We start from the raw sequence: 10,766 nt of genomic DNA, 5'->3' as shown, positions 1-10,766 counted from the left end.
GCCCAGGCGGATATATTGTGATGGAGAGAGACTGGCTCGGCGGTTAGCGTTCAAGTCATTCAGCAGAACTGTCAAAGAGCAGCCCCTTCGGTTTTATCTGAAAAGGGAAGAGGATAAGTGCGTCTAAAAAAGGCCCTACATGACGAAAAAACATGGTCCTTGCAGCCAGCGGGCTGAGAAGGCGCTGAAAATATGCCTTAAACTCCACAGAAAAACCCAAAAGTCTCTTCAGCACCATTCACATTGGCGGTCCAGGGGACAAAATGGGATTTGCTGTAGTAGAGCAGGGGGCCTATACTCTGGGTGAAGTTGTTGTCAATGCCGAGAAAATAGCTACGAGCGAACAGGCTGGAACGGTCTATCGGGTTACCCAAGCCGATATTGAGGCGAGTGGGGCCTCAACACTGGATCAAGCCCTGGAACTGGTACCGGGCCTTAACGTCCGCGAAGGCGCCGAAGGAACGCCACGTATTGATGTCCGCGGGTTTCGTACTCGCCATGTTCACCTCTTTTTAAATGGCATCCCCATTCGCAACACCAATGATGGTCAGTTCGACCCCACGGTCATTCCTGCGGAAATTATCTCAGAGATCAAGGTACTCTCTGGGGGGAGTTCTGTTCTCTACGGGTCGGGTGGCAATGGAGCGGTTATCGATATTATCACCAAGGCTGGAGGAGATGGTGTGCATGGCCGCATAGACGGCAAGATTGGCAGCGGCGATCTCTATGAGCTAAATAGCGGTCTTTTCGGAGGCAACGACAAACTGAGTTTTTACGGCAATGTCGGCATGCAGACCCGCAACTATTTTCCTTTAAGTGATAATTTTACTGCAGCAGGTGACCAGGGGGACGACGAACGGCTTAACTCCGATCGCGACCGGGTCAGTTTCTTTGGCAATATGAGTTATGCCCTGACTGATGAAAATACGCTTGGTTTGACTTTGAGTCGCGTTACTGGAGAAAACGGCAAACCTCCCATCACCAATGCGGGCATCGATGACTTTGCCAATAAAAAAGCAAAGTATGAGCGCATCGATGACATGAGTTCGACCATGGTACAGGCCGCTTTTGCTCATCAGGGGGCCGGGCCATGGGATTATCGGGCCTGGGTGTATTTCAGCCAGACTGACACCGAAGAAAACGGGTATGACGGCCCAACCTATGACAGCCAAACCAAAAAAGGTTCGTATCATCAGGACTCTGAGGTTGAGCTCGCCGGTGCCCATGCCCAGGCTGGTTACACCTTTGCAGATGATTCCCGGCTGACTTTGGGCCTGACCGGTGAGCAGGAATCCTGGGAAGCTGATGGGTTTGAGATTGGTGTGACAGATCCCATCGACAGTGATGAGGACCTCTCCACCTATTCGGTTGCCCTTGAGTATCAACGTGCGCTGAGTGAGAGATGGCATCTTGTTCTTGGATATGGTCATCATTTTCAAGATAGGAATGAAAAAGATGACAATGATTTTACGTACATGATCGGCACCTATTATGATCTCACCGATTCAACGAGGATCAAGGCCAATCATGCCCGAAAAATCCGTTTTCCTTCGCTTAAGCAACTCTACACAGTGGGTGCTGGCAACGAAGACCTTGATACGGAGATCACCACCCACTATGAAATCGGTGCCGAACAGCAATTAAGTGCGACGACGAAGCTTGATTTGACCGGCTTTCTCATCGATGCCACCGACTACATCGAAAAGGATACTACTTCTATATATAGAAATTACCAGGATCTTAGGTTTTATGGCATTGAGTCTACCCTAAGCATGGAGCCCCTTGACAATCTTCGTCTTCGTTGTGGCTTGACTTGGATGCAAACTGAAGATCGATCAAGCGGCAGCACCCGGGATGATCTGCAATACCGCCCTGAGTGGAAGGCGACCTTGGATGGTCAGTACACATTTGACGTTGGCCTACGTGTTTCCGGTGAAGTTATTTATGTAGCAAATCAATATCTCTACGACAAAAAAACAGAGACCCAGAAAAAAGAACTGGGTGACTTTACCCTTGTTAATCTGAAACTCAGCCAGAAAATACCAACCACCCCTCTTGAAATCTATGGAGGCGTCGACAATCTCTTTGACGAAAATTATGAAGAGAGCTACGGCCTGCCGCAACCCGGTCGTCTGCTTTACGCCGGGCTGGTCTACAAATTCTAAGAGGTGAACTGTTCTTCCCATGGCAGAGCCACTTATTTTTTTGAACAACTTTAGTTATGCCTATCCCGGTGCGGATGACTTCGTCCTCCGGGATATTTCTCTGGCTATTGCTCCGGGAACCTGCACTCTTTTAGAAGGGCCGACAGGTTGTGGTAAGTCGACCTTACTGCTTGCCCTTCGCGGCCTGCTGCCACAGGGAACCAGGAGGGGACAGCGAACGCTTAATGGAAGTGTGGGGCTGGTGATGCAGCGTCCTGCCACTCAGTTGCTTTATGCAACCCTGGGAGCCGATGTCGCTTTTGGCCTTGAAAACCGATGCCTTGTACCTGAAAAGATGAAGGCTGCCGTAGAAGATGCCCTGGCTACGCTCGGTGTGGATCGTCCTCTGTCTTTTCCTGTAGATCGCCTCTCCATGGGACAGCAATACCGAAGTTGCATTGCCGGGCAGATGGTCTGTGAACCGGATGTCATCTTGCTGGATGAACCCATAGCCCAACTTGATCCTTCGGGGCGGCAACAAGTGCTGCAGCTCATAGATGAGTGGAAGTCTCAGGGTAAAGCGATACTTGTCTCAGAGCATCTGGGCCCTATTGTTCGTCCGGTTGTTAATGTGCTCTGGGAGATGGATAAGAACGGACGCCTGCACACCGGCGGTGAAAAAAAAATAAGAGGTGGTGACAATGCGACCACTGCCCAGAAAGAGAATACGATCACTGCAATCAACAGGCACGACAAATGTTATGCTGACGATGTAGTCTTTTCCCTGCAAAATGTTCGACTGTTCGCCAGCCCTTCCCGCCAGTTGACCTTTGACTTTGATCTCTGCCAAGGACAGGGGATGGCCATTCTGGGAGAGAATGGGGCTGGCAAAACAACGTTGATGCGGTGCCTGGCAGGACTTGCCGAACCAGAACACGGAAAGATTTTATTTCTAGGGGCCTCTCCTACTTTGTGTACCGTGCAGGGGCGCTTGGCATATTTGCTCCAGGACCCTAAAAAGCAACTTTTTGAAACCACGGTTTTTGAGGAGGTGGCTTTTGGGGGAAAACGCTGTGGATTAGAAGGCGATGATTTGGACAAACGGGTGCATCATTTGCTCAAGCATCTGGGCATTGATCAGTTGCACGCCACCTCACCGCATTTTTTAAGCTATGGCCAAAAGCATCTGGTTGGATTGGCTTCGGTCCTTGCGGGAAAGCCTCAGGTCCTACTGTTAGATGATCCCTTTGCCGGTCTGGACAAAGCCAGTGCCAAGCGGGTTATCCATTTGATCCAACGTGAGTGCAGGGAGCGAAAACTTACAGTGGTCTGGACCAGCCATGATCCTGCGACATCTACGGCCTGGGCTGATCGGGTCTGCCTCCTTGGGCAAGTAGAGCAACCGCAGCTAAGTGGAGAGAACACCACAAAAAAAGGAAACAACAAGTGGGCCTGGTACGGGATTGAGGACAACAAGGCAGCAATGTCTTCAGGAAAGCTGCTTGTTTGCTGTACTGTTCTCTCCTGTTTGGCCTTTATGGCAAAAGGCGCATTTATCCTGGCCTTGCTGAGTTCGATCAACGGTTTGTTGATTGCTCTGGTTGCACCCAAGCCCCTGCGACTACTGCAGAAGAGTATGAGTTTTTTTTTGTGGCAAAGTGGTTTGGTGGTTGCCCTCTATATGTTGCGTTTCGGAGGCACTCAGGGAATAAACCCCGGCTTGCTCATGGCCTGGCAGCTCTTCCTTGGATTTTGGCCAGGGATCATATTTATGAAAATCAGTAACCCCAGAGAGACAGCCAGGGTTATCGGCCGTTTTCTCTCCCCGCGCCTGGCTTTTGTTTTTTCCGTCTGTTTACGCTTTCTCCCCATGCTTCTTGCAGAGATGCGGGAAATTAGGGAAATTCAAATTTTACGCGGCGCCCGACTGTTTCTGCGGGATCTACGTCATCCCCGCGCCTGGGCAGACTGGCTCCACTGCTTGCTGGTGCCCACCTTGATTCGCACCTTGGCTCTGGCAGATGAAATCGCTTTGGCCGCCCGTAACCGGGATTTTGGCTGTTTACCCCATCGAACGTATTGGCCTGGAGAATAAATAAACAATGAAATGTAGCCTGCGTGATTCCATATTTATCGGATTTTGCGCTGTATTTATTGTATGTGCACGCGCTGCCCTGCGATTACATTTAAAAATCCCAGGACATTCCATGCTCTTTTCCGTGTTTTTTCTATTGGTTGCCCGGGGCTGCGTATCCTTTCGCTGGGCTGCCACACTCTGTGGCTTTCTCAGTGGACTTTTGGCACTGACCTTGGGTATGGGGCATGGAGGGCCGCTTCTCGTGCTGAAATTTGTCCTGCCCGGGGTGACAGTAGATCTGATGGCCATGATTTACCCAGGGATGTTTCGCTCAATTGTCTTCTGCATGCTGGCAGGCGTAATGGCTGGTATCACCCAGTTTGCTATTGGCTTTGGCATTGAAATGCTCATGGGAATGAACCTTGAGGTATTGATACAGCATGGACTGATCAAGTCCATCGGCAATATCGTCTTTGGTGCTGCTGGCGGGGTGGCGATCCCCTCCGTTCTAAAAAAAATAGAAGCCTACGGTGTTTGCGCACCAGATGGCAATCAATTGCGTTTTCATATTGAGGACTAAACAATGAGAGTGTATGTGGGGTTTGATGATACCGATGTTGTCGGAGCCGATCGCGGCACCGGGAAATTTGCTCGCTGGTTTGTAGACAAAATTCCTGCAGGCATAGAACTTTTTGGCGTTATACGACAGCAGTTGCCGGTGCTTGAGGGAATCCCCTATACATCGCAAAACTCTTCTGCGTGTTTGATTCTCGATGCTGTCGAACCCTCACAGGTCGAGGAGTTAATAGAGCTGGGTAGTGCTCATATTCAGGAGCATTTTATTCACGGGAGCGACCCAGGACTCTGTGTCGTCCCTATGGACGGCCAGAAAACCGAACAGCTCCTTGAGTTTGGTCGCAGTGCCTCTTCACGCATTGTCAGTCAGAAAGAGGCTATGCAGGCAGTCAACGGTTTTCATCTTTCAGGCCATGGAGGGACTAACGACGGGATTATCGGTGCAACCGCCGGCGTCGGTTTGACCATCTCTGGTTGGTGTGGACGCTTTATCGAGTTCGGCAAACTGCGAACGATCGCCAACCCTGTTACTGTGGCAGAGTTGGAAGCCGAGGGGATGCATGTGCTTTCCATTGATCGAAATGCCCTGGCCACTGGAAAAGAGGATGTGGTGGATACCCAGAATTGGCTGCGGCCACGTTTATGGGCAGGCCGTGCAGTGGTCCCCGTTGAATCAACAGGACATAATACCTGGCGGGCAGTGGGGGGGAAAAACAAAGTTACCCATTAACCTGTAAAAGGAATTGAGGGTGACTGCGTATTTACGATAGAATTATTCTATCTCTCATTTAAAATGCATCGGGTCTAAGAGAGGGCAAACATATTCGAAGACGAGTCAACGATGTTGTTCTCGTAAGGTTCTTGAGAACGACGTTTCGAACTCTGTACCTTCCTTTTTATGTGACCATCAATTTTGCCCTGGCCTCGGGATTAAACACTCTTTGGAATGTTGTCTTTTCGAAATTAAAAGAGGATTCTTTTCTTTTTCTGGGAATCCTCCCTGCCGGTCGAAACGACAGAGGCCAGGGCAATTTAAGATGGTGATGCAGAATCCTTTTTTCAGCATTAAAAAGAGTGGGCTCGGCTAAACCAAACCCACTCTCCTAACTCCAACACCTCGCTTCTGCATGCCATCGTATCCCCCTCAGGCGATGCAGTGAGAGTTGCCGGAGTCATTTTGGTGGCGCATTTACGCCTGTTCTCTTGAATTAGTCGCCTTTCGTTTGAGCCATTGCAGCTAACTTGCTTTGTACCTGTTGCAGTTGCGTCTCTAAGGCATTAGCCTGATTTTTCAATATTTGTTCCTGATTTTCAACAGAGAAGGGGGGCGCTGTTCCCATGGCTCCCTGCGCGTATCCACTTTGGGAGAAACCACGACCAAAGCCGCGGCCTGCCCCACGGCGACGTCCCCCAAACTGCCCTTGCCCAAAGCCCATTCTTCCGCCAAACCCTGCGCCGGTGCCTCCCGTGCAGAATCCACTTCCCCAACCAGTCATTGATCCCATACCCATAGGACCCGTCCCGTCTCCTCGTGGCATAGAGCACCTCCTTGTCTTCCTTGAATGCATGATGTGAACCATGAAGGTCTTTTAAAGACTGTCCAATTAAACTTAGCTTTGCCTAAGCATCTTTGATGCCAGAAAACTGAAGACCTCTAACCGGCTATAATCGCAGAGTTTTCTCAGGTGGTCATTGACGGATTCCCTAAAGAGACGCATGTAAAGTAGCGTCATTAGGACCCTGTGCGGCGGACGAATGGTGTTGTTTTGCGACTGTAGTGCACTGTTCCGGCAAAGTTGCAATTTCCCCTTGGTTTACGCAGAGGGAGTGGTACTTTGGGATGTAGGAACACTCAGGGGAAAGAAGAAAAAGAGTAGAATAACGAAATGAACGACGAAGCATACTGGATTTTGCGTTATCGCAAACACATATTGACCACCGGTACGACCACTTTACAAGCGCTCTTTCCTTTTGGCCGGGCAGAACACTTTGGTGCCGTTGAAAACCTGCTTCCGGTTGGGGAGTGGCAGGGGAGAAACTGTATGACAGCGGAGCTGGACACCCTGCCGCACATTCCCCATGAGCTGGTACCGTTGCGTGCTCTTCATACTTTGGGGGGAAATGAGGCGTATGTGCTTGCTGGTCGAGCGGTGCAACTGCTTGACTGGCTGGCAACGCATAGGTTTTGCGGGAAATGTGGTAGGCCCACCATGCGCGGAAGAGATCTTTTTGCCATGGAATGTCCAACCTGCTCCCTGCATTTTTATCCGCGGATATCACCTGCTATTATGGTGCTTATTTCTCGGGGCGATCAAATACTGCTTGCCCGTGGTTTTCACTTTAAGCCAGGGATGTTCAGTGCACTTTCCGGATTTGTTGAACCTGGGGAAACTTTGGAACAATGCGTACATCGGGAGGTACATGAGGAAGTAGGGATAAAAATCCAAAACTTGCGCTATTTTCGCAGCCAGCCCTGGCCCTTTCCCAATTCACTCATGGTTGCCTTTACCGCTGACTATGCAGGCGGGAGTTTGCGGCTTGATCCCAACGAGATTGAGGCAGCGGATTGGTATTCCATCTTCCATCTGCCGCAACTTCCAGATCCGATGACACTCTCACGCCAGTTGATAGATGCGGTGCTTGCGCAAAAAAGAAAAGGGAGGGAGGGGGAGGCAAATGCAGACGCCCCCGAATAGGGCGCCTGCGTATGTTGGTTGCATCAGAGATTACTTAGCGTAAATCGCTTCCCGTTGCTCTGCAATGGCCGCATCTTCTAAATAATCGTCGTAGCAAATCATCTTATCGATGACTCCCTGAGGACCCAGCTCAATGATGCGATTGGCAACAGTGGCAACGCACTCGTGATCGTGGGAAGAGAAAAGAATAACCTCTGGGAAGGCGATCAAACCGTTGTTCAATGAGGTAATGGACTCTAAATCCAGGTGGTTGGTCGGCTCATCAAGAATCAATGCGTTAGCCCCGCTGAGCATCATGCGGGCAAGGAGGCAGCGCACCTTCTCTCCACCGGAAAGGACACCGGTCTTTTTTTCGACTTCGTCACCAGAAAACAGCATCCTGCCCAGGAACCCGCGGGAGTAACTTTCACTCTCCGTTGGTGGAATAAACTCGCCAAACCAGTCGAGCAGGCGCAGGTTGTCTTTAAAAAACTGACTGTTCTCCTTGGGGAAATACGATGTGGTGATGGTTTGCCCCCAACGAAAAGAGCCGCTGTCCGGCTCTAATTCTCCCGCAAGAATCTGAAACAGTGTGGTTTTAGCCAAACCGTAGGTGCCGACAAAGCCTATTTTTTCTCCCTTGTTCACTGAAAAGGTTAGATCTTTGAGCACATCCACCCCTTCAATTTTTTTGCTGAGCCCATCGACCTCCAGGATAACATTGCCGCAGGCACGCTCTGGTTTAAAGGCGATCCAGGGATACTTGCGGGAAGAAACCGGCATGTCATCCACGGTAATCTTATCAAGCAATTTTTTGCGCGAGGTTGCCTGCTTTGCCTTGGAGGCATTGGAAGAAAAACGCTGAATAAATTCCTTGAGTTCAGCGACCTTGGCTGCTGCTTTTTTGTTTTCCTGTTGCCGCTGTTGAAGGGCGAGCTGACTGGCCTGATACCAGAAATCGTAGTTGCCGACATACACCTTGATCTGGCCATAATCGATATCCGCCATATGGGTACAGACCTGATTGAGGAAGTGGCGATCATGGGAGACAATGATCACGGTATTGGGAAAACGGATTAAAAATTCCTGCAGCCAGGCAATGGACTGAACATCAAGGTTGTTGGTAGGCTCGTCGAGCAGGAGAATATCCGGGTTGCCAAAGAGCGCCTGGGCCAGAAGAACACGCACCTTGTCACCGCCATCGAGCTCTTTCATTTTCATCTCGCCCATCTCTTCGGAGATGCCAAGACCACTTAAGAGAACATAGGCGTCCGACTCGGCCTCGTAGCCGTTCATCTCGCCGAATTCGATCTCAAGATCTCCACAGCGCATACCTTCTTCTTCGCTCAACTCGGTCTTTGCATAGAGGGCTTCACGCTCGATTTTAATATCGTACAATTTTTGGTGCCCACGGATAACCGTGTTGAGCACGGTCTCCTCATCATAGGCGAATTGGTCCTGCTGGAGAACGGCTATCCGCTCTTTGGGATCGATGGAAACGTCACCTTTATCTGCGTCTTTCTGTCCGGCAAGGATTTTTAAAAAGGTCGATTTCCCCGCACCGTTGGCCCCAATCAGGCCATAGCAGTTGCCATGGGTAAATTTGATATTGACGTCTTTAAAGATAACGCGCTTGCCGTAGGAAAGCGCAATATTGGTCGCTTGGAGCATGAAGTGAACTTCCTGTAAGTTGCTGGGCGCACTGACTCAACAAAAATGCGCATTGGAGAAAAAGTAGAGAGACAAACCCTGAAATTGAAAAAGAGTGGGGAACCTACTCTGAAATGGAGGAGAAATGAAGCGGAAAATATGGTTTTGTCGTTTTTTTAACTCATTTTCCTAAAACTATTTTGCTCCTCATGCCCCATGAACAGCGCCTATTTTTCTGTAAGCGATAGCTCTCATGGCGGGTATAAGCAACCATGCCCATGGTTAAGGTAGTATTCGCGGCCAGAAGGCAGAAAACGAAGAGGGGCGGCGAACTTACGTCAAATCGAGAGAAAGAACTCTTAGCCTATTTGTACAAACCTGAAACGTGATATTCCAGCGGCCAAAGGAAAACCCATAGGTGCGGTTCGGATCGTTTTGATACCGGGGTCTGGGGTCCTGACTGAGCACGCCGGTAAGGGCTCGTTGTTCTGATGAGGAGAGCAGTTCTCGGTGTTCCGGAAGAAAAATAACCTCAAGGTCCGTGCTGTCCTGGTGTTGTGTGAACCCCTGATTGGCCTCTGGGTGACTATCGGTATAGGCAAGGTAGGGCTTTATATCTAAGATTGGGGTGTTATTGAGCATATCGACTCCACGGACCCAAAGAATGGGGCCTTGTCCTGTATGCAATTCAACAGAGTCCAGCGTAAGGGAAGAAAGGCCTATATTGTTGGGCCGGAAGGGGGAGCGCGTTGCGAACACGCCCATGCGGGTATCTCCACCAAGACGTGGGGGACGAACCGTGGGGGACCAACCCTGACTGTGTGCCTGTGAAAAATGCCAGAGCAGCCAGATATGAGAAAATCCCTCCAGTCCTCGGACAGCATCCTTATTACGGTAAGGGGGAGTAAATATAATTTTTCCCACCAACTCTTCGACCAGGCCACTCTGTCGGGGAATTCCAAATTTGCTCGAGAAATCAGTCTGGATATGAGCAATAATCTGCATCGGTCCACATGTTCCGCTTTGGCCATCTTGCAAGGAATTCATCGAAGTGATTTGCCTACGCCTGTGAGCTTTGTAAAATTGGAAAAAGAGAGGAGGGGAGAGAATGGGTGGGGCGTTTGTTCTTTGGGAATGAAAAAAGAGCCCCCGCAGGAGGCGAGGGCTCTTGAACTATCCGATCTCAGCGCATTTTCATAACACGAGAGGCGGCCGGGCCTTTGGCGCCATCGACGATGTCGAAGGTGACGCGCTCGCCTTCCTCGAGGGATCTGAAGCCATCAGACTGGATTGCAGAATGATGAACGAACACATCATTGCCGCCATCCTGAGCGATAAAACCAAATCCTTTGGAATCGTTAAACCATTTTACAGTTCCTTCAGCCATTTTTTACTACTCCTCATTACGTGTGCGCTCTGCGCACTATTGTGATTTGGCCCTGATGGGCCATTTGTACGCCACTGAATATTCACTGAGATCATTCAGTAGTTTTTTGTCATTGCCTGCAAGCTTCAAAGGCATTTTGAACTGTGCATGAGCAAGGACAATTTTTTTTAACCAGACATATTTATTCTTTTTTGTATGTCGGGATAACAAATTTCCCCTGAAGTCTTTTACGTCGTGTTGTTTGCTTTTTCTTTGCA

Annotated in this window: 9 protein-coding genes; 5 read left to right on the top strand and 4 right to left on the bottom strand. The window is 49.9% G+C overall.

All coding sequences use genetic code 11. From position 1 onward, the window contains the following. Positions 1–263: 263 nt before the first annotated feature. From JWJ90_RS05045 to JWJ90_RS05030, 4 genes are all read left to right on the top strand, one after another. Entirely contained in the window at positions 264–2,165 is a 1,902-nt protein-coding gene (locus JWJ90_RS05045; protein ID WP_205226110.1) for a TonB-dependent receptor plug domain-containing protein, read from the top strand. A gap of 19 nt (positions 2,166–2,184) precedes the next feature. After that, positions 2,185–4,239, top strand: a complete 2,055-nt coding sequence (locus JWJ90_RS05040; RefSeq protein WP_205226109.1) for an ATP-binding cassette domain-containing protein — start codon at positions 2,185–2,187, stop codon at positions 4,237–4,239. A gap of 112 nt (positions 4,240–4,351) precedes the next feature. Continuing rightward, on the top strand, positions 4,352–4,801 hold the full coding sequence (locus JWJ90_RS05035) for a hypothetical protein (RefSeq protein ID WP_205226108.1): 450 nt from the start codon (positions 4,352–4,354) through the stop codon (positions 4,799–4,801). A gap of 3 nt (positions 4,802–4,804) precedes the next feature. Further along, positions 4,805–5,527 carry a hypothetical protein gene (locus JWJ90_RS05030; RefSeq protein ID WP_205226107.1) on the top strand — a complete coding sequence of 241 codons (723 nt, stop codon included), beginning with the start codon at positions 4,805–4,807 and terminating at the stop codon, positions 5,525–5,527. A gap of 478 nt (positions 5,528–6,005) precedes the next feature. Here the strand turns inward: JWJ90_RS05030 and JWJ90_RS05025 are convergent, their stop codons facing one another. Continuing rightward, positions 6,006–6,335 (bottom strand): DUF5320 domain-containing protein, encoded by a 330-nt coding sequence (locus tag JWJ90_RS05025; RefSeq protein ID WP_205226106.1) that lies wholly within the window; start codon positions 6,333–6,335, stop codon positions 6,006–6,008. Between the two features lie 348 nt (positions 6,336–6,683). On the opposite strand from JWJ90_RS05025, the gene nudC reads away from it, so the two are divergent. Further along, positions 6,684–7,493: an NAD(+) diphosphatase gene (nudC, locus tag JWJ90_RS05020; RefSeq protein ID WP_205226105.1), complete on the top strand. Its 810-nt coding sequence runs from the start codon at positions 6,684–6,686 to the stop codon at positions 7,491–7,493. Positions 7,494–7,523: 30 nt separating this feature from the next. Here nudC and JWJ90_RS05015 read toward each other — a convergent pair whose 3' ends face one another. The 3 genes from JWJ90_RS05015 to JWJ90_RS05005 form a co-directional block, all read right to left on the bottom strand. Further along, entirely contained in the window at positions 7,524–9,143 is a 1,620-nt protein-coding gene (locus JWJ90_RS05015; protein WP_205226104.1) for an ABC-F family ATP-binding cassette domain-containing protein, read from the bottom strand. A 312-nt stretch (positions 9,144–9,455) separates the two neighbouring features. Further along, positions 9,456–10,127: a tRNA (N6-threonylcarbamoyladenosine(37)-N6)-methyltransferase TrmO gene (gene tsaA / locus JWJ90_RS05010; RefSeq protein WP_205226103.1), complete on the bottom strand. Its 672-nt coding sequence runs from the start codon at positions 10,125–10,127 to the stop codon at positions 9,456–9,458. A 178-nt stretch (positions 10,128–10,305) separates the two neighbouring features. Beyond that, positions 10,306–10,509, bottom strand: a complete 204-nt coding sequence (locus JWJ90_RS05005; protein ID WP_205226102.1) for a cold-shock protein — start codon at positions 10,507–10,509, stop codon at positions 10,306–10,308. Positions 10,510–10,766: the final 257 nt, after the last annotated feature.

This window comes from Desulfobulbus rhabdoformis, from assembly GCF_016919065.1.
Lineage (GTDB): Bacteria > Desulfobacterota > Desulfobulbia > Desulfobulbales > Desulfobulbaceae > Desulfobulbus > Desulfobulbus rhabdoformis.
Note: the sequence above shows the minus strand (reverse complement) of the source record. Positions and strands in the feature narration are given on the sequence as shown.